At 72.6% G+C, this 20347-nt stretch carries 13 protein-coding genes; 4 read left to right on the top strand and 9 right to left on the bottom strand.

What is annotated here, in order from left to right:
- Positions 1–267 precede the first annotated feature (267 nt).
- Genes pucD through ACZ3OF_RS35370 form a run of 3 tightly spaced genes read right to left on the bottom strand, consistent with a single transcriptional unit; the run spans position 268 to position 4165 of the window.
- The gene (pucD, locus tag ACZ3OF_RS35380; protein WP_467308948.1) at positions 268–2667 is read right to left on the bottom strand and encodes a xanthine dehydrogenase subunit D; all 2400 of its coding nucleotides are present in this window, start codon (positions 2665–2667) and stop codon (positions 268–270) included.
- 2 nt (positions 2668–2669) lie between these two features.
- Entirely contained in the window at positions 2670–3272 is a 603-nt protein-coding gene (locus ACZ3OF_RS35375; RefSeq protein ID WP_361674379.1) for a (2Fe-2S)-binding protein, read from the bottom strand.
- 2 nt (positions 3273–3274) lie between these two features.
- A complete protein-coding gene (locus ACZ3OF_RS35370; protein WP_467308945.1) occupies positions 3275–4165 on the bottom strand; it encodes an FAD binding domain-containing protein in 891 nt (296 codons plus the stop codon).
- Between the two features lie 384 nt (positions 4166–4549).
- Here ACZ3OF_RS35370 and ACZ3OF_RS35365 point away from each other — a divergent pair, with 384 nt between their 5' ends.
- Positions 4550–6241, top strand: a complete 1692-nt coding sequence (locus ACZ3OF_RS35365) for a PucR family transcriptional regulator (protein ID WP_361674381.1) — start codon at positions 4550–4552, stop codon at positions 6239–6241.
- A 454-nt stretch (positions 6242–6695) separates the two neighbouring features.
- Complete coding sequence (locus tag ACZ3OF_RS35360; RefSeq protein WP_467308943.1) at positions 6696–7484, top strand: hypothetical protein; 789 nt, start codon at positions 6696–6698, stop codon at positions 7482–7484.
- 108 nt (positions 7485–7592) lie between these two features.
- On the opposite strand, the gene ACZ3OF_RS35355 is transcribed toward ACZ3OF_RS35360, so the two are convergent.
- Both ACZ3OF_RS35355 and ACZ3OF_RS35350 read right to left on the bottom strand, forming a co-directional pair.
- A complete protein-coding gene (locus tag ACZ3OF_RS35355) occupies positions 7593–9215 on the bottom strand; it encodes a WD40 repeat domain-containing protein (protein WP_467308941.1) in 1623 nt (540 codons plus the stop codon).
- 138 nt (positions 9216–9353) lie between these two features.
- The gene (locus ACZ3OF_RS35350) at positions 9354–10175 is read right to left on the bottom strand and encodes a GntR family transcriptional regulator (RefSeq protein ID WP_361674387.1); all 822 of its coding nucleotides are present in this window, start codon (positions 10173–10175) and stop codon (positions 9354–9356) included.
- A 149-nt stretch (positions 10176–10324) separates the two neighbouring features.
- Here ACZ3OF_RS35350 and ACZ3OF_RS35345 point away from each other — a divergent pair, with 149 nt between their 5' ends.
- Together ACZ3OF_RS35345 and ACZ3OF_RS35340 are read left to right on the top strand one after the other, a co-directional pair.
- On the top strand, positions 10325–11182 hold the full coding sequence (locus ACZ3OF_RS35345; RefSeq protein ID WP_361674389.1) for a (2Fe-2S)-binding protein: 858 nt from the start codon (positions 10325–10327) through the stop codon (positions 11180–11182).
- A gap of 204 nt (positions 11183–11386) precedes the next feature.
- Positions 11387–12445 carry a DUF2637 domain-containing protein gene (locus tag ACZ3OF_RS35340; RefSeq protein WP_361609447.1) on the top strand — a complete coding sequence of 353 codons (1059 nt, stop codon included), beginning with the start codon at positions 11387–11389 and terminating at the stop codon, positions 12443–12445.
- Positions 12446–12481: 36 nt separating this feature from the next.
- Here ACZ3OF_RS35340 and ACZ3OF_RS35335 read toward each other — a convergent pair whose 3' ends face one another.
- The 4 genes from ACZ3OF_RS35335 to ACZ3OF_RS35320 form a co-directional block, all read right to left on the bottom strand.
- Positions 12482–12886, bottom strand: a complete 405-nt coding sequence (locus ACZ3OF_RS35335; protein ID WP_361674752.1) for an ATP-binding protein — start codon at positions 12884–12886, stop codon at positions 12482–12484.
- A gap of 203 nt (positions 12887–13089) precedes the next feature.
- Positions 13090–14832 carry a pyruvate dehydrogenase gene (locus ACZ3OF_RS35330; protein WP_467308938.1) on the bottom strand — a complete coding sequence of 581 codons (1743 nt, stop codon included), beginning with the start codon at positions 14830–14832 and terminating at the stop codon, positions 13090–13092.
- Between the two features lie 27 nt (positions 14833–14859).
- On the bottom strand, positions 14860–16449 hold the full coding sequence (locus ACZ3OF_RS35325; RefSeq protein ID WP_467308936.1) for a protein phosphatase 2C domain-containing protein: 1590 nt from the start codon (positions 16447–16449) through the stop codon (positions 14860–14862).
- A gap of 108 nt (positions 16450–16557) precedes the next feature.
- Positions 16558–20319, bottom strand: coding sequence for a S8 family peptidase (locus tag ACZ3OF_RS35320; protein WP_467308934.1), 3762 nt, complete (start codon positions 20317–20319; stop codon positions 16558–16560).
- Positions 20320–20347: the final 28 nt, after the last annotated feature.

The raw sequence follows: 20347 nt of genomic DNA, 5'->3' as shown, positions 1-20347 counted from the left end.
CGCATAAGACTTTCCGAAGGTCAGACAAGCTGCGGGATTTGGGATGCTGCGTGGGCTGCACGACCCGGGGGACGGCCCGAGACGAACTGTGTGAATCAGGTCAATCTGGTGCTGCTCGGTACTGCTGGTGGTGCTGGTGGTGCTGGTGGTGCTGGTGGTGCTCGGTACTGCTGGTGGTATCGGTGAGCGGTGATACCGGGGGCTGCTCCGGGCGGTGCGGGCGGGGAAGTGTGACGTTCCTGGGAGGCACACACCGCCCGGAGAGTTCTAGAGGGTGCCGGTGAGCGCCTCGGGGCGGACCGGCGTCTTGTTGAGCTCCAGGCCCGTCGCCGCCCGGATCGCCGCGAGGACGGCCGGGGTGGACGAGAGGGTCGGGGCCTCACCGATGCCGCGCACTCCGTACGGGGCGTTCGGGTCCGCCAGCTCGAGGTAGTCGACCGGGATGGTCGGCGTGTCGAGGATGGTGGGGATGAGGTAGTCCGTGAAGGAGGGGTTGCGCACCTTCGCGGTCTTCGGGTCGACGATGATCTCCTCCATCACCGCGACGCCCAGGCCCTGGGTGGTACCACCCTGGATCTGACCGACGACGGAGAGCGGGTTGACCGCCTTGCCGACGTCCTGGGCGCAGGCCAGTTCGATGACCTTGACCAGGCCGAGCTCGGTGTCGACCTCCACCACCGCGCGGTGCGCGGCGAAGGCGTACTGGACGTGGCCGTCGCCCTGGCCGGTGACGAGGTCGAAGGCCTGGGTGGGACGGTGTCGCCACTCCTCCTCGATCTCCACGGCCTGGTCCTCGAGGACGTCCGCGATGGAGGCGAGGGCCTCGCCGCCGTCGGTGACGACCTTGCCACCCTCCAGGAGGAGTTCGGCGTTGGCCCACGCGGGGTGGTACGAGCCGAACTTGCGCCGGCCGATCTCCAGGACCTTCTCGCGGACGAGCTCGCAGGAGTTCTTGATGGCGCCACCGGTCATGTACGTCTGGCGGCCCGCGGAGGTCGAACCGGCCGAGCCCACCTGGGTGTCGGCGGGGTGGATCGTGACCTGCTGGACACCGAGCTCGGTACGGGCGATCTGCGCGTGGATCGTGACACCGCCTTGGCCGACCTCCGCCATCGCGGTGTGGACCGTGGCGACGGCCTCGCCGTTGATGACCTCCATGCGGATCTTGGCGGTCGAGTAGTCGTCGAAGCCCTCGGAGAAGCCGACGTTCTTGATGCCGACGGCGTAGCCGACGCCCCGCACCACGCCCTCGCCGTGCGAGGTGTTGGAGAGGCCGCCCGGCAGCGCGCGGACGTCCGCGCCCTCGCCGGCGGTCTCCCACTGGCGCTCCGGCGGCATCGGGCGGGCCTTGACCCGGCGAAGCAGCTCGGCGACGGGGGCGGGCGAGTCCACGACCTGGCCGGTCGGCATGATCGTGCCCTGCTCCATGGCGTTGAGCTGGCGCAGCTCGACCGGGTCCATGCCCAGCTTCGCCGCGAGCTTGTCCATCTGGGCCTCGTAGGCGAAGCAGGCCTGGACCGCGCCGAAGCCGCGCATGGCGCCGCAGGGCGGGTTGTTGGTGTAGAGGCCGATCGCCTCGATCTCCACGTCCTCGATGACATACGGGCCGACCGAGAGGGAGGAGGCGTTGCCGACGACCGAGGCCGTGGACGAGGCGTACGCCCCGCCGTCGAGCACGATCTTGCACTTCATGTGCGTGAGCTTGCCGTCCTTGGTGGCACCGTGCTCGTACCAGAGCTTCGCCGGGTGCCGGTGGACGTGCCCGAAGAAGGACTCGTACCGGTTGTAGACCATCTTGACCGGCTTGCCGGTGCGCAGCGCGAGCACGGAGGCGAGGATCTGCATCGAGATGTCCTCGCGGCCGCCGAACGCGCCGCCGACGCCGGCCATCGTCATGCGGACCTTCTCCTCGGGCAGGCCGAGGCAGGGAGCGATCTGCTTGAGGTCCGAGTGCAGCCACTGGGTGGCCACGTACAGGTCGACGCCGCCGTCCTCGGCCGGCACGGCGAGGCCGGACTCGGGGCCGAGGAAGGCCTGGTCCTGCATGCCGAAGGTGTACTCGCCCGTGACGATGACGTCGGCCCGCTTGGCGGCCTCGTCGGCGTTGCCGCGGATGATCGGCTGGCGGTGCACGATGTTGGGGTGCGGGACATGACCGGAGTGGTGGTCGTCGCGGTTCTCGTGGACCAGGATCGCGTCCGGGGCGAGGGCCGAGGCCTCGTCCGTGATGACCGGGAGCTCCCGGTACTCGATCTTGATCTTCGCGGCGGCGCGGCGGGCGGTCTCCGGGTGGTCGGCGGCCACGAGGGCGACCGGCTCACCGTGGTGACGGACCTTGCCGTAGGCGAGGACCGGGGTGTCCTGGAACTCCATGCCGTAGTTCTTCGCGGCCGGCAGGTCCTCGTGCGTCAGGACGGCGTAGACGCCGTCCATCGTGAGGGCCTCGGAGGTGTCGATGGACAGGATCTCGGCGTGCGCGACCGTGGAGCGCAGGATCTGGCCCCACAGCATGTCCTCGTGCCACATGTCCGAGGAGTACGCGAACTCACCGGTGACCTTGAGGGTGCCGTCCGGGCGGAGAGTGGACTCCCCGATGCCGCCCTTGACGTGGTTCTGCGTGACTTCGGTGGGCGTGCCCACCGGAACCGTGCGTGTGTTCTGAGCCATCGTCAGACCGCCTCTCCCTGACGCTCCTGGCGAGCGGCCGCGAGGCGGACCGCGTCGAGGATCTTCTCGTAACCCGTGCAGCGGCAGAGGTTGCCGGAGAGCGCCTCGCGGATGTCCGCGTCCGTCGGGGACGGGTTGCGCTCCAGCATCTCGTCGGCCGCGACCAGCAGACCGGGGGTGCAGAAACCGCACTGCACGGCACCGGCGTCGATGAACGCCTGCTGGATCGGAGACAGTTCGACGCCCTCGCCGGTCTGCGAGTCGCCCGGCTTGGCCTGCCACCGCTTGGCGGCGTCCAGGCTGGTGCCGCAGCCGCCGGTGCCACAGGCGCCGCCCGGGTGGGCGTCCTCGCGGTGCTGGGCGTAGTCCGCCAGACCCTCGACCGTGACGACCTCGCGGCCCTCGGCCTGGCCGGCCGCGACCAGACAGGAACAGACCGGCACGCCGTCGAGACGGACGGTGCAGGAGCCGCACTCGCCCTGCTCGCACGCGTTCTTGGAGCCGGGCAGGCCCATCCGCTCACGCAGAACGTAGAGGAGGGACTCGCCTTCCCAGACGTCGTCGGCTTCCTGCGGACGACCGTTGACCGTGAAATTGACGCGCATGGTTATGCAGCTCCCTCAAGCGTGCGGCCGGTGCCGCGGTACTGCTCCCAGGTCCAGCCCAGCTGGCGGCGGGCCATGATGCCCACGGCGTGGCGGCGGTACTTGGCGGTGCCACGGACGTCGTCGATCGGGTTGGCGGCGCCCGAGCAGAGCTCCGCGAACTGCTTGGCGATCGACGGGGTGATGATCTTTCCGCTCTCCCAGAAGCCGCCCTCCTCCAGAGCCGCGTTCAGGAAGGCCTCGGCCTCCTTGGCGCGGATCGGGGTGGGCGCGGCCGAACCGATGCCGGTGCGGACCGTGCGGGTCTCCGGGTGGAGCGCCAGGCCGAAGGCGCAGACCGCGATGACCATCGCGTTGCGCGTACCGACCTTGGAGTACTGCTGGGGGCCGTCCGCCTTCTTGACGTGGACGGTCTTGATGAGCTCGTCGGGTTGCAGCGCGTTGCGCTTCACGCCCGTGTAGAACTCGTCGATCGGGATGAACCGGTTGCCACGCACCGACTCGACCTCGACCTCGGCACCCGCGGCGAGCAGCGCGGGGTGCGCGTCACCGGCGGGGGACGCGGTGCCCAGGTTGCCGCCGACGCCGCCGCGGTTGCGGATCTGCGGGGAGGCCACGGTGTGCGAGGCGAGCGCGAGGCCCGGCAGCTCGGCCCGCAGGTTCTCCATGATCTGGGTGTACGGAACGGAAGCGCCGAGGCGGACGTTCTCCTCGCCGACCTCCCACTCGCGCAGCAGCTCGATTCGGTTCAGGTCCAGGAGGCACTCGGGACGCCGGTGGTCGAAGTTGATCTCGACCATGATGTCGGTACCACCCGCGATGGGCACGGCCGTGGGGTGCTCGGCCTTGGCGGCGAGCGCCTCCTCCCAGCTGGCGGGGCGAAGGAAGTCCATGGTGGCTCTCTTCTAGTGCTTCTAGTGATCGGGGGTCGGTCGGTCTGACGGGCCCGGGGGGACGGCCGGCCCTCGACTTCGAATTCATGTTCACGTGCTGTTAACGCGATGTGTGGCCTAGTACACAAGGCCTGCCCGCCGGGGTGCAGTCACCGAAAACATGAAGGAGTTGGCTGGTGACCTTGTTCGTCTTGTAGATTCGAACGAACGGCGGTACTCGGCAACCTCGCCGTTTCCCCCTGGAAACAGTGGCACCGGGCCACCGACGACAACGCGACAGTCTTGGTGACCGTCGGACGTGCCGTCGGCCCCGGGGGGCGCGACGGGCGAGTACCCCCGAAAGTGACAGACGAGTGACGGACGAGAAGGAACGGCGGCAACGAGATGCGGCTGCGCGCACTGCTGGAAACCGACGCGCTGGGGCTGCGCCTGCTCGGTGGTGAGGACGAGCTGGACCGCACCGTCCGCGGCGTGATGACGACGGACCTCAAGGACCCCAGCCGGTATCTGTCCGGCGGCGAGCTGGTCCTCACCGGCCTCGCCTGGCTCCGGGACCCCGAGGACGCCGAGCCGTTCGTCCGGATCCTGGCCTCCGCCGGGGTGGCCGCGCTCGCGGCCGGCGAGGCGGAGCTCGGGGACATCCCCGACGATCTCGTACAGGCGTGTTCTCGCCATCGGCTGCCGTTGTTCGCAGTCAACGAGACCGTTGCGTTCGCGACGATCACCGAACATGTTGTTCGACAGGTGTCCGGCGAACGGGCGGGCGACCTGGCGGCGGTCGTCGACCGCCACCGGCGGCTGATGACCTCCGGACCGGCGGGCGGCGGGCCCGAGGTCGTTCTGGACCTCCTGGGCTCCGACCTGGACCTCCGGGCCTGGGTCCTCTCCCCCACCGGCCGCCAGATCGCCGGCGCGGGCGAGCCCCTGGAGGCCTCGCTCGCCGCGACCCTGGCCGGCGAGCACCTGGCGGCGACGAGGACCGGACGGCGCGGTCCGCACCGGCTCAGCGCCGCCGGAACCACGTACTCCCTCTTCCCTATCCGCAACACCGGGCGCGGCGCGGCCCCCGCCGTGCGTGACGTACGGGAGACCGTGCTGTCCGACTGGCTGCTGGCCGTCGAGGCCGACGCGGGCGACTGGCCGGCGGCCCGGCTCGACCTGCTCCAGGGCGTCACGCAGCTGATCGCCGTGGAGCGTGACCGGCGGGACGCGGCCCGTACGGTACGGCGCCGGCTCGCGCAGGAGGTCCTGGAACTGGTCCAGACGGGCGCCGCCCCGGCCGAGATCGCCGCGCGTCTGCGGGTCGCCGCCCCGGTGCTGCTGCCGGGCCTCGGGACCGCCCCGCACTGGCAGGTCGTCGTCGCGCGCGTCGAATGGGAGCCGGAGGGCGGGCAGAGCCCGGTGGAGACCGGTCCGGTCGCCCAGGCGCTCCTCGAGGAGATCCTCGTCGACCCGGCGACCGTGGGCCCCGAGTCCACCGACCGGATCGCGGTCGCGCACCACGGGGACGAGGCCATCGCCCTGGTGCCGCTGCCCACGGGCCCGCTCCCCGACAGCGAGGACGAGGGCACCACCGGCATCGGGCTGCACGCCGACGCGCTGCTGGCGGCCGTACGGGACCCCCTGTCGTCCGGTCTCGCCGACGACGGCCGGCTCACGCTCGGCGTCAGCGCCGCCGTCCACTCGGCGGAGGGCCTGCGCGGCGCCCTGGAGGAGGCCCGGCACGCCCGTCGTGTCGCCGCCGCCCGCCCGGGCCGCGTCTGCGCCGCGGGCCACCACGAGCTCGCCTCGCACGTGCTGCTGCTGCCGTTCGTCCCGGACGACGTCCGCCGCGCCTTCACGGCCCGGCTGCTCGACCCGCTGCGCGACTACGACCGCCGCCACCGCGCCGAGCTCATCCCCACGCTGGAGGCCTTCCTCGACTGCGACGGCTCCTGGACCCGCTGCGCGACCCGGCTTCACCTGCATGTGAACACCCTGCGCTACCGGGTGGGGCGGATCGAGCAACTGACGGGCCGCGACCTGTCGCGTCTGGAGGACAAGCTCGACTTCTTCCTGGCACTGCGCATGAGCTGACCCTCCGGGGCCGAGGGACGCCGTCTGCCCGGAGCCGGGGCGGGCACGCGGGGCCTGGCACGTCGGGGCCGGGCCGGTGCGCGGGGCCGGGCGCCTGGGCCACGCGGGTCACCCGCGTGGCCCAGGCGCCCGCGAATCCCGGGCCGTCACCCGAAGGGATCATGGCGGGATTCATCTCTTCGGGGGAATGCGGGCCCGAGCGGTACGGAAGGTGCCGAGGCCCTGACGGAGCGGCGGCCCACGCGCCGTGGCGCCCCCCAGAGGCAGGCCACAGGCGGAGCGGATCGGCCATCGGGCCATGCCGAACGCACGCGTCCGCATAGCGGTCAAGGTCCAGCACTTGTGAAAAGTTTCACCTGACCCCTTGGCCAGCGCCACGCGTTCGTGCTGAGATGCGGGCCTGACTCAACAGCTCAATGGCGCGCTCGGGGAGGGCAATGTGGCGGACACCGCCATGTCTGGTTCCGAAACAACGGGTGGCGACGATCCGTCCCTTGGCTACGGCGGGGCGACCCCGATGGAGACGGCCATATGGCGTCTCCGCTCGCGCGGCTGCTGGACGGACGCCGCTGCCCTGCTCACGCCCCGCGCGGCGGAACCGGCGGCGGCACTGGAACGGGCGGCCCTGCTGATCGAACGGTGTCTGTACACCGAACAGGGGTGGGCGGACGCCGAGGAGGCGCTCCGGGCGGCCGAGGCCGTGGCCCAGACGGACGAGGAGCGAGGTGCGGCCGCGTGTGAACGCGGCTATCTCGCCTACGCGTCGACGCTGCTCGGCGTCCGCGACCGGGCCGACGAGGCGACCGCGGCGCTCGGGCGGGCGGCAGCGCTGATCAGCCCCGAGGGCGAGGGGCGCCCGCTGCTCGACTACCGGCGCGGGCTGATGGCACAGAACCTCGGCGACTCACCCCAGGCCGCCCGCGCCGCCTACCGTCGCGCCCACGCGGGCGCGACGGCCCAGGGGGACGAACTGCTGCTCTCCTCCACCTGGCGCCACCTCGCCGGACTCGCTTTACGGGAAGGCGAGTTGGCGGAGGCACGGCACGGCTTCGCGGAGTCCCTCCGCATCCGTGAGGAGCTCGGCTACCTGGTCGGTACGGCCCCGGCCCTGACGGCCCTCGCCGACACGGAGACGGAGCCCGAGGCGGGCCGCCTCCGAGCCGAGGCGGGCCGCCTGTTCCGCCTCCTGGGCGGCGTACCGACCTGGCTCGCGGCCCAACTGACTCCTCGGCCCGCGATCTGACGGAGCGTCCAGAGACTGGGGGTGGGCGGAGAGTGATCCGCCCACCCTTTGCCGAGCCCCCGGAAGACGCGGCGCACCGTCACGAGCGCCGACGTACATGACGTACCGTCACCTCGCCCGGCCTGTCCCCCGATGCAGGCAGAGCAGGCCCTCCTCCATCCCCACCACCAGCGCCCCGTCGGGCGTCAGGGCCACCGCGCGGACCGGCGGTCCGGGACGGAAGGTACGGCGGGTCCGGCTGTCGAGGTCGTGGAGTTCGACGAGTCCGTCCGCCCAGGCGATCGCGAGCGACGGACCCTCGGCAGTCTCGGCGGCGTGCAACGACACGACCGCGGCCCGGCGTTCGGCGATCGGGGCCGGGTCCGGGTCCCGGCCCGGGATCCAGCGGCGGACCGTGCCGTCGAGGCCGCCGCTGCAGAGGAACGGGGTGGCCGTCTCGACCGCCGTGACGGCCGTGACGCGGCCGCTGTGCAGCGCGGCCTGGTGAATGCCCGTCAGGCCGAAGGCGTGGACGGAGCCGAGCCGGTCCCCGACCACCACCGAGCCGCTGATCGCCGCGAGCGCGCTGCCCGGGTGCCGGGTGAGGGTCGCCGCGACGGCCGTCGTGAGCCGCTCCAGATAGGGCGGCCGGGGCTCGGGCCCGGGGACAGGTTGCAGCCGACCCCGCTCGTCCAGGAGCAGCACCGTGCCGTCCGGCGCGGGCGCCAGCGCCTTGACCCGGCCGCCCGAGGGGGTCCGCAGGGGCTCGCCCGCGGGGGTCGCGTCGGCCGCGTCGAGCACCCGCACCTCGTCCGTCGTACCCGCGACGAGGAGGCGGTCGCCGATCGCGCCCAGGGCCGTGACCGGGCCCGGCCAGGGCGGGGTCAGGTCGCCCCGTACCCGGGTCCACCGCACCCGCCAGGGCGCGTCGGCGGCGAGGGTGCGCAGCGCGGGACGGAGCCGAGGGTCCGCGCCGTCGCCGAGGGCACCGAGCAGGACGACGGCCCGGTCCGCCGGGTTCTGGTCGCGGCAGAGGGACTGGCCCGCCCGCAGCCAGGCGGTCCGCAGACCGCCGCGGTCGTCGCCGGGGCCGGTGGCGTACACGGTGGTGACGCGCAGCGGGTCGACCGTGCACACGGCGACCGGGTCGGCCAGATCGACCGCGTGGCGCGCCTCGTACGGCTCGGAGGGGACCCCGTGCGCCGACTCCCCCCGCTCGGCGCCCTCCTGGGCCTCCTCGGCCGTCTCGGCGTCCCCGTCGAGGTCCACGACCGTGACGCGGCGGTCGGCGAGGAGGGCGTACGACGGCGTTCCCGTACAGGTCTCCACGACGAGCCGGACACGGCCCGACGCGGCGAGCTCCCCCACGAGTTCGGCGATCGCCTCCGGCTCGGCGGCGGCATGGAGGTCCGGCAGGACGAGGGCCACGCGCCGCGCCTCGGTGGTGGCGACGGCCTGGACGAGTTCGCCGGGCGTCCTGGCCACCACACCGAGCCGGTTGGCGATCGTCCAGGCGGCGCCGAGCGCGCACTGGCCGGTGAGCGGGATCAGCTCGCGCGCCGCACGCCGGCGGCGCGCCCCGGGGCGGGTGCCGTGCGCGGCGAGCCAGGAGAGCAGGGCGGACTTGCCCCGGCGGGGGCCGCCGACGACCAGGCAGAGGCGCGGGGCCTCCGGGTCGGTGAGCCAGCCGAGCAGGGCCGCCGCCTCGGCCTCCGTACCGGCGGGGCGGTCTCCGCGGACGGATCCGGTCACGGGCACCTTCCCCGTGCCGAAGACGGAGTCGCGGACGGCATGGGACACCTCACGGACGGCGCGGTACGGGCGGGACGACGGCAACAGCCAACGGCGGCACGGGCCAAGGGCACCGGCCGACGGCACTGACCTTAGTCGTCACTCCGCCGATCCGGTGAAATGCTCTCTGACAAGTGACTGCACGACGGTGACATCCTGGGCGATCAGGGCGTCGAGGAGGGCGGTGTGTTCCGCCGCGTCCGCCACGAGGTCGCCGTGCCGGGTCACCGGGCCGCTCACCAGGGGCCACTGGGAGCGGCGGTGCAGGTCGTCGGCGACGGTGAGGAGCTGTTCGTTCCCGGCGAGGGAGAGGACGGCGCGGTGGAAGGCGCGGTCGGCCTCGGCGTAGTGGGCGCGGTCGCCGCGGGCGGCGGCGGCCCCGGTCGCCTCGGCGAGCGGCCGGAGCTCGGCCCAGCGGGCGGCCGGGACCGTGCGGGCGAGGCGGAGCATGATCGGGATCTCGATGAGCGCGCGGACCTCGGCGAGCTCGGCGAGCTCGCGGGGGGTGCGTTCGACGACCCGGAATCCGCGGTTCGGCACGACCTCGACGGCGCCCTCGATCGCGAGCTGCTGCATGGCCTCGCGCACGGGGGTCGCGGAGACGCCGAAGCGCTCGGCGAGGACGGGGGCGGAGTACACCTCGCCCGGGACCAGCTCGCCGCCGACGAGGGCGGTGCGCAGGGCCTGGAGGATCTGGCCCCGTACGGAGTGGCGCTGCACGGTACGGGGGGCGGCAAGGCCCGGCACGGCCCGCTCGCCGTGAGTCGGCTCCCCGTGGGTGAGCTCCCTCCGGGTGAACTCTCCGTGGGTGTGTTCGCCACGCGCCTGCTCGCCGCGCGCCTGTTCCGGGACCCGTGCCGCGCCGTCGTGCGGCGGGAGCGGACGGTCGGCCGCCCGCTCGCGCGCTCTGCCCTGCTCCACCCGGGTCCTCCTGCGGGGTCGTGCCGGGCCTGGCATGCGATACCGAGGCCCCGTGTGCACCATAGGCGGACAGGGCTGCAGTTCAAACATCGATGGCATCGGGTAAGGTAAGGCTAACCTGCTAACGATCGCGATTCGGTGGTCCCCGTATGGCCCTCCCCGCCCTGCTCCCCGCCCCGTTCACCTCCCCCGTCGCGGCCTCTTACGCCCGCCTCGGCGAGGTGTTCCCCGGCCTGCGGATAGAGGAGCTGGACAGTGGCGAGCAGTCGCCACGCGGGGCCGGCTGGGTCGGCGCGGACGAGCTCGCGGCCGGCGGTGCCGTGCTCGACGCCTTCCTCGCCTGGGACAACGCCCAGGTGCTGCGCGACTACGGACAGCAGGCCCGCCCCGACGTGGTCGCGGGCTTCGGACTGCACCGGTACGCCTGGCCCGCCTGCCTCCTGGTCACCGTCCCCTGGTTCCTGCACCGCAGGGTCCCGCGGCTGCCCGTACGGAACGTGGCCTTCCAGCGGGCCCTCGGACGGATGACCGTCCGGATCGAGGAGTTCGCCTGCCTGCCCGACGACCCCGCAGCCGCCCTGCCCGGCGCCCGGGTCGTCCCGGACGAGGAGGCGCTGCGCGCCGAGGTCAGGGACTCCCTCGCCGAGCACTTCGAGTCCATCCTGGCCGGTTTCGGGCCGCGGATGCGGCGCGGCAGGCGGGCGCTGTGGGGCATGGCGACGGACGAGATCGTCGAGGGACTCTGGTACGTCGGGGCGCTGTTCGGCGAGGAGCCGCGGGCCATGGCCGAGCTGGAGCTGCTGCTGCCCGGCACCGCCAAGCCGTACGCGGGATCCGCGGGCTTCCGCGAGCTCGCCGGCGCCGAGGCACCCGACGGGACACCCCGCACCACCCGGGACCGCGCGGCGTGCTGCTTCTTCTACACACTGCGCCCCGAGGACACCTGTCTGACGTGTCCGCGTACGTGTGACGCCGAGAGGGTCCGCAGGCTCACCGAGGCCGCCTGACCGTCGGACGGATTACGCCACTCGTACGGGTGGCGTGAATCGAACACAACTCCCTTGCTCCGTGCGGTCGTTCGAGCAGATCGCACCTATTCGTATGCCGTTCGGCCCCAATGGCGTGCTCTTGCCGCGAAACCCCTTGAGCGGCCTCCGGGGTCGGCCAGTATGGGCGGCCGAAACGCCCTACTGCGATGCAAGGGACACCGCATGAGACTGACCGACATATCGCTGGACTGGCTGCTTCCGGGTGGCGTCATGGTGGCCGGAGTCCTGACGGCGGTGGCGGTGCTCGCGCGCGGCAAGCGCGCCGGTGACCAGGCCGCGGCGGACGACTCCTGGGAGCGCAGTGAGGAACGCCGCCGACGCAAGGAAGCGATCTACGGAACCGCCTCCTACGTCCTGCTCTTCTGCTGCGCGGCCGTGGCCGCCGCGCTCTCCTTCCACGGCCTGGTCGGCTTCGGCCGGCAGAACCTGAACCTCACCGGGGGCTGGGAGTACCTCGTCCCGTTCGGCCTCGACGGCGCGGCGATGTTCTGCTCGGTGCTCGCGGTGCGCGAGGCCAGCCACGGTGACGCGGCCCTCGGCTCGCGGCTCCTGGTGTGGACGTTCGCGGGCGCGGCCGCCTGGTTCAACTGGGTCCACGCCCCCCGGGGTCTGGACCACGCGGGCGCCCCGCAGTTCTTCGCGGGCATGTCCCTCTCGGCAGCGGTCCTCTTCGACCGGGCCCTCAAGCAGACCCGCCGGGCGGCACTGCGCGAGCAGGGCCTGGTCCCCCGTCCGTTGCCGCAGATCCGGATCGTACGGTGGCTGAGGGCGCCCAGGGAGACCTTCGCCGCCTGGTCGCTGATGCTCCTGGAGGGTGTACGGACCCTGGACGAGGCGGTCGACGAGGTCCGTGAGGACCGGCGCGAGAAGGAGCAGAACCGGATGCGCAGGCGCGAGCGGGAGAAGCTCGACCGGGCCAGGATCAAGGCGATCAACCGCCAGCACCGCGCCTTCGGCCTGGGCCGCGGCGGGCGCCAGGTCGAGGTGCCGGCCCTGAACTCCGGCGCGGGCTCCGCGACTCCGTCCGTGGGGACGGCCGTCGCGGAGCCTGCCATAGCGGACCCCGGACAGCTGCCGCTTCGACACCGGCCCTCCCTCCAGGCCGTGAAGGGTACTGAGCCACGGACGGTGGACCTCACCGCCGAGGACGACACCCAGACACTGCCCCGGCTCGACTCGCTGGAGCGCAAACTGAAGGACCTGGAGCAGCAGTTCGGCTGAGACGCCGACGCGAACGGCGGGGCGGCGTGAGAGCACTCACGCCGCCCCGCCGTTCAGCTCGAACCACACGACCTTGCCCACGCCGTGGGCCTCCACGCCCCAGGAGTCGGCCAGCTCCTGGACCAGGACCAGACCCCTGCCGTTCGTACCGTCGTCGGCGATCGGTACGCGCGGCTCGGGGATCCCGGAGACGAAGTCACGCACCTCGACCCGGAGGCTGTCCGGGACGACGGTCGCGGTGACCACGGCGCCGTGATCGGTGTGGATCAGCGCGTTGGTGACGAGTTCGCTGATGAGCAGCTCCGCGACGTCGGAGGCGCCCGGTCCGCCCCAGGTCCGCAGCATCTTGCGCAACGCATGGCGCACCTCCGGCACAGCGGTGAGATCCTCGCATCCCACCTTTCTCAGCAGTTGAGTCGGCTGTCGCGCCTCCCCGGCCATAACCCCCACCCACATGTCGGTACACATCTCCTCGAACAGGCTCACGGAGATGCATGCCCCACCGACCGGCCCGCATTCATCGAGGGCAGCTGTCGCGGAAGTCGCCGGTGCCGGATCCCGCCGTGGGCGGCGTCGTTGCCGTTGACGCCGTCCCGGGGTGTCGGGGTTGCCGTTGCCCGCGTCGCCGTAGCGAGGTCCGCCGGCTAGGGCCGGGGAACGTTCCGCAAGTTCGAGCGGGCCATCTGGAGCATGCGGCCGACGCCGCCGTCGAGGACGATCTTGCTTGCCGAGAGGGCGAAGCCGGAGACCATCTCGCGGCTGATCTTCGGGGGAATCGAGAGCGCGTTGGGGTCGGTCACGATGTCGACGAGCGCCGGGCCCTTGTGCTTGAAGGCGTCCTTCAGGGCGCCCGCGAGGTGCTTGGGCTTCTCCACGCGGATGCCGTAGGCGCGCGCCGCTCGGGCGACGGCGGCGAAGTCGGGGTTGTGGTTCGTCGTTCCGTACGAAGGGAGGCCGGCGACCAGCATCTCCAGCTCGACCATGGAGAGCGAGGAGTTGTTGAACAGGACGATCTTCACGGGGAGGTCGTACTGGACGAGGGTGAGGAAGTCACCCATCAGCATCGAGAATCCGCCGTCGCCGGACATCGAGATCACCTGACGGCCCCGGTCCGTGAACTGCGCGCCGATGGCCTGCGGCAGGGCGTTCGCCATCGAGCCGTGCGAGAAGGAGCCGATGATGCGACGCCGCCCGTTGGGCGAGACGTAGCGCGCGGCCCAGACGTTGCACATGCCCGTGTCGACGGTGAACACCGCGTCGTCGTCGGCCAGTTCGTCCAGCACCGAGGCGACGTACTCGGGATGGATCGGGACGTGCTTCTCGACCTTGCGGGTGTACGCCTTGACGACGCCTTCGAGCGCCTCGGCGTGCTTCCTCAGCATCCTGTCGAGGAAGCGGCGGTCCGTCTTCGCCCGGACGCGCGGGATGAGGCAGCTCAGCGTCTCCCGGACGTCGCCCCAGACCGCCAGGTCGAGCTTGGAACGGCGGCCGAGGCGCTCGGGCCGGACGTCCACCTGGACGATCCTGACGTCGTCCGGCAGGAAGGCGTTGTAGGGGAAGTCCGTGCCGAGCATGATCAGCAGATCGCACTCGTGGGTGGCCTCGTAGGCCGCTCCGTAGCCGAGCAGCCCGCTCATCCCGACGTCGAACGGGTTGTCGTACTGGATCCACTCCTTGCCGCGCAGCGCGTGCCCGACGGGCGCCTTCACCAGCTCGGCGAACTGCATCACCTCCGCGTGCGCCCCGGCTGTACCGCTGCCGCAGAACAGCGTCACCCGTTCGGCCTCGTCGATCATCCGCGCCAAGGCCGTGATCTCGGCGTCACTCGGACGAACGGTGGGCCGGGAGGTGACGAGCGCGGTCTCCCAGGCCTTGTCCGGGGCCGGTTCGGAGGCGATGTCGCCCGGCAGCGAGACGACGCTGACCCCGCTCTGCCCGATGGCGTGCTGAATGGCCGTCTGGAGCAGCCGTGGCATCTGGCGGGGGTTGGAGATCAGCTCGCTGTAGTGACTGCACTCGGAGAAGAGCCGGTCCGGGTGGGTCTCCTGGAAGTAGCCGAGGCCGATCTCGCTGGAGGGGATGTGCGAGGCGAGCGCCAGGACCGGGGCCATGGAGCGGTGTGCGTCGTACAGGCCGTTGATCAGGTGGAGATTGCCCGGGCCGCAGGAGCCGGCGCACGCCGCGAGCCGGCCGGTGATCTGCGCCTCGGCTCCGGCGGCGAAGGCGGCGGTCTCCTCGTGCCGGACCTGGATCCAGTCGATGTCGGGCGTACGGCGGATGGCGTCGACGACGGGGTTCAGGCTGTCACCGACGACTCCGTACAGCCGCTTGACGCCGGCCCGGACCAGGATGTCGACGAACTGTTCTGCGACGTTCTGCTTGGCCATGGATCCATCAACCCATGGGGCGGACCGTTACGCCTCCCAGACGGCCACGCCCGTACGGTCGTCGGCGTACCCCTTCACCCGCAGCTGGGTGTCGGCGAGGAAGGCGGCGAGCCCGGGCGGCTCGGGGGCCGCCCAGCGCTCCGCGAGCTCCTTGGCGAGGGCCGGTTCGCCGCGCATCGGCTCGGCGAGACCGTTCGAGGCGAGGAGGAGGGTGTCACCGGGACGGGCGACGGAGGCGCGGAATCGGAACGGTTCGGCGGGCGGCGTGAGCGAAGCGGTACGGGGGTCGCCCCAGCCGGAGGCCGGGGGCGGGTTCTCGCCGACGGGGGTGCCCGGGGGGCCGGTGACGCCGAGTCTCATGGTCTGGCGGTCGCCCTCCGCCGTCTCCGCGGGGGGCGAGCCGAAGCCGACGACGGGAGCGCCGGTGAGCGCGGCGGGCTCCGGGAGCAGGGGTTCGATGTCCTGCCAGGCGCCGTCGCGGAGGCGGAAGAGGCCGCCCGCTCCGATCCCGAAGAAGACGCGCGTGCGGCAGGCGGGGTCGGCGGAGAGCAGCAGACAGCGCAGGCCCGCGGTGTACTCCTCGGGCCCCACGCCCAGTTCGGCGGCTCGGGCGCGCAGCTTGCCGTAGGTACGGTCGGTGAGCCGGTGGAGCCCCGACTTCAGATCGCCGCGGCGGCCGGAGCGGATGTCCTCGGCGAGCCGGGCGTGGCTGCGGCCGACCGCCTCGCCGATCCAGCGGCAGGCGTCGGCCGCGGCGAGATGGGCGGCCTCGGCGGCGCGGGCGCCGCTCGCCACGGCGACGAGGACGAGCGCGGCCTCCTCCTGGCCGAACCGAGCGGTGAGCAGGGCGTCCCTGCGGGGTTCGCCGCGGTAGCGGGCGGAGTCGCCGCGCTGGGAGGCGGCGCGCAGGGTGTACGAGCCGTAGCGCGCGCCGTCGAGGACGGTGTCGGCGACCAGCTCGCCGAGCTCTCCGGGCCTGGCCGCGGGAAGCGCGGTGGGCTCGGCCTCGTAGGTGGGCGGGCGGTTGCCGATGTGGGCGGTACGGGGACGGGGCACGGGTACGGCGTCCGCCTCCGGCGCGCGCGGCCCGGGATCGCCGTCGGCCGGGGCAGGGGGCGCGTCCGCGTCCGGCCTGGGGGTCGGGGGCGCGTCAGGACTGGGGGCGGGGGGCGCGTCCGGCCTGGGGGCGGGGGGCGCGTCCGGCCTGGGGGCGGGGGGCGCGTCAGGCGCCGGGGCCGCGGCCGCGGCCGGCCTGGGGGCCGGGGGCGCGTCAGGCGCCGGGGCTGGGGGCGCGACCTGCGCCGGTGCAGGGGGAGTGTCCGGGACTGGCGGCGCGGGGGGCGCCGGTGGGCGGGGCGGGGGTGCGGGGAAGGAGCGTGGTTCAGGGGCGGAGCCGGGGTCGTCGAGCGGCTCCCAGGGAGCCCGGGGCGACATCGCCGCCGCGCCGCCCGCCGGCAGGGGCGACGCCGGCGGGGATGCCGTCGCCGGAGGCGCCGTCGTCGCCTGCGACGCGGAGTCGAAGCGGTCGTCGAGCGTGTCGCCCGTCGTGGTCGGTGCCGTGTCCGGCGCCGACTCGTCGTAGAGCTTGTCCCACCAGTTGTCCCCCTGCTGAGTCATGCCCTTATTGTCCACCGCACAGGCCCGCAGAAAACGGGACATGACGAAAAAGGGGTCCGCCGGGCGACCCCACCCCCCACGGGAAGGACGCCCGGCGGACCGGCGTGATCAGCGCACGTCGTAAGCGCGGACCACGGTCTGGGTGACGGAGTTGCCGTTGGCGTCCGTCAGTTCGGTCTTCAGGGTGACCGGCTTGCCGGCCGCGCCCGCGTGGTTCACGGTCGCGGTCCAGGCGCCGCCCTGCTTCGAGACCTGCGCCTCCGTCCAGGTCGTGCCTCCGTCATAGGAGTACGAGAGCCTGGCCGAGGTGAGAGCGGCGGACTTGTAGCCCGCGTGACCCGTCGCGGTGAGGCCGATCTTCTGGCCGTCGGTCGCGGCGAGGGTCTTGAGTCCGTCCTCCGGAAGGGTGTACCGGGGGAAGAGAATCGGGATGCCTTGAGAGTAGACGCTCTCGTCGGCCTGGGAAGTGAATTCCCACACCGAGTTGACGGATGTGGAGCGGTTCCAGACCTTGCTGCCGATCTTCATGGTGTTCTGTTCGAGCGTGTACGCGCCGCGCTCGGACGGGACTTCGAAGACCCCGAACGGCCATCCGGTCTCCCCGAGCGCCTCACCGTCCCTGCTCAACCGGAGGTTGCCGATGTCGCCGAAGGATCCGGGCTGGGAGTAGTGGGTGCTGTCGCCCCACATGGAGTCGGCGAAGCCGATCAGGTTGCCCTGACGCTCGGCGACGAGGGCCGGTTCGCCGGACGCGTCGAGCGGGGCGGTCGGGGCGACGACGCCGTCGTACCAGCGCTCGGTGCGCTTCTCCCCCGCCTTGTAGGCGTGCTTGGCCCCGATCATGAACTCGCCGAACGGGAAGCTGGAGGACAGCACCTGGTCCCACTGGGTGTCCCCGGCCGTGTAGTACTCCGTCCGCGTGCCAGGCGCGGGGACCGGCTCGATGGCACCGAAGAAGATGGCCGTGCCGTTCGGCCGGTACGCGGCCGCGTTGTCGATGAAGTCGGTGGCCACACCCATGGAGCCGTAGGTGGACTCGGTGCGGCCCAGCTGTCCGTCGCGGACCCGGTAGGTCCTGGCGTCCCTGACCTGACCCGACTCGGGGAACGCGAGGCTGTAGAGGTACGGGCTCTTCGCGGTGGCCTTCCAGGAGAGGGTGACCTCGCCGGCGGAGAGCTTGGCCAGAAGCGCCTGGCCCTCGGCGGAGCCGACTGCGAGGACCGGGAGACCGGCTCCCCCGAAGCCCGCGGTCGGGATCCAGCGGATGGGCGAGGTCCGGTACGCCAGGACCGCGACGGCGCCTGCGGCCTTGGCGTTCCGTGCGACGGTGGCCACGAGGGTGGAGGTGTCGGGGATGCGGACCAGGGCGACACGGCCCTGGACGTCGGCGGCCGTCAGCTCCTCGGGGGTTCCGGTGCCCGCGTCGACGAGCCGGGCGGAGCCGGTTCCGTCGAGGTTGTCGGAGCCGAGGGAGGTCGTGTACGGCTGTAGGACGGTGCCGTCGCCCGTCTTCAGCTCGGAGACCTGCGGGGCGGCGGTGCGCCAGTAGCTGCCGAACTCGAAGTCGCCCTCGTCGGCGCTGCCTTCGACCGAGGCGTAGTAACCGCGGATCGAGCGCGTACCGGCGGCCGAGCCGGAGTGCATCCAGGTGTCGTCCCAGGAGCGGGAGAACGCCAGGGTGGTGCCGCGCTGCTCACCGGGCCTGTCGGTCCTCACCGACAGCCTGTGGGCCTTGCGGGCGTCGAGGACGACGGTGGTGTCCCTCTTCACCTCGATCTGCGGGCGGGCCAGGTAGCTGAGCGAGTCGTTCAGCGTGGCGCCCTCGCCGGCGTCGGGGGTGGTGACGAAGGAGGTGAGGAAGTAGCTGCCGGGCCGGACCTGGAAGACCTGGTCGGTGGCGCCCTCGTTGAAGCGGCGCTCGCCGCTCGCGGTGTCGGTGCCTATGAGGTCCAGGGACGAGGCACCCGCCGCGGGCTTGCCCTGACGGTCGATCAGCTTGACCCGCAGGGTGACGGTCTCGGGCTGGACGTAGAGCGAGAACGGCGTCGAGACGTGGACGCCGCCGGGGGCGGTGGCGAGGACGCGGCCGGTGACGTCGCCGTACTGGGCGCGCTCCAGACCGGCGGTCGGGTCCAGGTGCAGCGGGACCTCGACGGTCGCGCCGGCCGGGACGGTGACGGTGCGCTTGCCGAGCCGGGCGACGGAGGACCGTACGCGTGAGCCGTCGTTGCCGGTGACCCTCTCGACGGCGAGCGTCAGGGTGACGGCCTTGTCGGAGGTGTTCGTGTACGGGACGGAGACCGAGGTGCGGTCGCTGGTGTCCTGGGGCCAGTTGAAGGTGCCGCCCTGGACGGCGTCGGCGCCGAGGATCCTCTGGTCGATCGCGGCCTTGACGTCGAGCCGGCCGCCGCCGACCTCGCGTACGTCGCCGGGGACGGAGCTCTCGGCGGAGGAGACGAGCGCGGCCTTGATCTGCTGGGCCGTCCAGTCGGGGTGGCGCTGCTTCACGATGGCCGCGGCGCCCGCGACGTGCGGGGTGGCCATCGACGTACCGGACATGCCCTGGTAGGCGTACACGCCCCGGCCGCCCGCGGCCGCGGCGGAGATGCCGACGCCGGGGGCCGCGATCTCCGGCTTGAGGGTGTGGCTGAGGGTCGTCGGGCCGCGACTGGAGAAGGACGCGGTGGAGTCGTCGCGGTCGGTGGCGCCGACGGTGAGGACGCTCGGCGCGCAGCCGGGCGAGGAGACCGTGTTGAGCGAGGGGCCGGTGTTTCCGGCGGCGACGACGAACAACGTGCCCTCGTTCTGGGCGAGTTCCTCGGCGGCGATGCTCATCGGGTCGGTGCAGTCGGTCTCGGAGGGGTTGCCGAGACTCATGGAGACGACGTCGGCCCCTTGGGCGACGGCCCACTCCATGCCGGCGATGATCCAGGAGGTGGCGCCGGAGCCGGAGTCGTTGAGGACCTTGCCGTTGAGGAGGTCCGCGCCGGGCGCGACACCCTTCTTCCTGCCGTCGCTCGCCGCGCCGGAGCCGCCGACGGTGGAGATGGTGTGGGTGCCGTGACCCTGGCGGTCGTCGGCGCTGTCGGAGTCGGTGAAGTTCTCCGAGGCGACGACCCGGCCCTTGAGGTCGGGGTGCTCGACGTCGGCGCCGGTGTCGAGGACGGCGACCTTGGTGCCCTTGCCGTCGAAGCCGGCGGCCCAGGCCTCGGGCGCGTGGACCTGCCGGGTCGACCGCTCCAGGGTGGCCTGAACCTTGCGGTCGAGCCAGAGCTTCTTCAGGCCGGAGGCCGACCGGGCGGCGGGGGTGTTCACATCCGCCCAGAAGGCGGCGGCCTGCTTCTTGTCGGCCTTGAGCGCGACGCCGTCGACGGCCTTGAGGACCTGCCCGCGGCCGGCTCCGCGGGGCGCGGCCGGGACGGAGCGGGCGAGGTCGGAGCCATAGACCGCGATCAGGGGGAGCGTCTCGCTGCCGGCGTCGTCGTAGCCCTGCCGGATCAGGCCGGTGACGTTGAAGAGCTCCTCGTCGACGCGGCCCGCGGCGAGGGCGGCGGCGGCGCCCTCGGGGTAGACGTACAGGTCCTGGCCCGAGCGGCGGGTCTGGACGAAGGGCACCGTCCCGTCCTCGCGGGGCAGCGCGGCGGCGGCCGGGTTCCCGGCCGCGTCCCGGGTGACGACGACCCGGTCGCCCGTGACCAGCGTGACGGTGGCGGCCCGCTCCCCGGCGCGGGCCTGGGCCTCGCTGCCGACCAGCGGTCGATTGCCGGTCGTGTCGTCCTGCGGCGCGGCGGCCGAGGACGGCGCGACCGCGGTGACGGCCAGGACGGCGGCGGTCGCCGCCCCCAGGGCCGTACGCGAAATCGGGCGCATCGCTCTCCCCATCTGAATCCGGACCAAA

The sequence above is a fragment of the Streptomyces sp. NPDC022552 genome (genome assembly GCF_055561875.1).
Note: the sequence above shows the minus strand (reverse complement) of the source record. Positions and strands in the feature narration are given on the sequence as shown.

What these genes read in the sequence shown, in the direction of transcription:
- ACZ3OF_RS35335 (WP_361674752.1), bottom strand. Translation starts at nt 12,886, where the DNA reads ATGGCCGGGGAGGCGCGACAGCCGACTCAACTGCTGAGAAAGGTGGGA.
- ACZ3OF_RS35320 (WP_467308934.1), bottom strand. Translation starts at nt 20,319, where the DNA reads ATGCGCCCGATTTCGCGTACGGCCCTGGGGGCGGCGACCGCCGCCGTC.
- pucD (WP_467308948.1), bottom strand. Translation starts at nt 2,667, where the DNA reads ATGGCTCAGAACACACGCACGGTTCCGGTGGGCACGCCCACCGAAGTC.
- ACZ3OF_RS35375 (WP_361674379.1), bottom strand. Translation starts at nt 3,272, where the DNA reads ATGCGCGTCAATTTCACGGTCAACGGTCGTCCGCAGGAAGCCGACGAC.
- ACZ3OF_RS35370 (WP_467308945.1), bottom strand. Translation starts at nt 4,165, where the DNA reads ATGGACTTCCTTCGCCCCGCCAGCTGGGAGGAGGCGCTCGCCGCCAAG.
- ACZ3OF_RS35325 (WP_467308936.1), bottom strand. Translation starts at nt 16,449, where the DNA reads ATGACTCAGCAGGGGGACAACTGGTGGGACAAGCTCTACGACGAGTCG.
- ACZ3OF_RS35340 (WP_361609447.1), top strand. Translation starts at nt 11,387, where the DNA reads ATGAGACTGACCGACATATCGCTGGACTGGCTGCTTCCGGGTGGCGTC.
- ACZ3OF_RS35345 (WP_361674389.1), top strand. Translation starts at nt 10,325, where the DNA reads ATGGCCCTCCCCGCCCTGCTCCCCGCCCCGTTCACCTCCCCCGTCGCG.
- ACZ3OF_RS35365 (WP_361674381.1), top strand. Translation starts at nt 4,550, where the DNA reads ATGCGGCTGCGCGCACTGCTGGAAACCGACGCGCTGGGGCTGCGCCTG.
- ACZ3OF_RS35330 (WP_467308938.1), bottom strand. Translation starts at nt 14,832, where the DNA reads ATGGCCAAGCAGAACGTCGCAGAACAGTTCGTCGACATCCTGGTCCGG.
- ACZ3OF_RS35360 (WP_467308943.1), top strand. Translation starts at nt 6,696, where the DNA reads ATGTCTGGTTCCGAAACAACGGGTGGCGACGATCCGTCCCTTGGCTAC.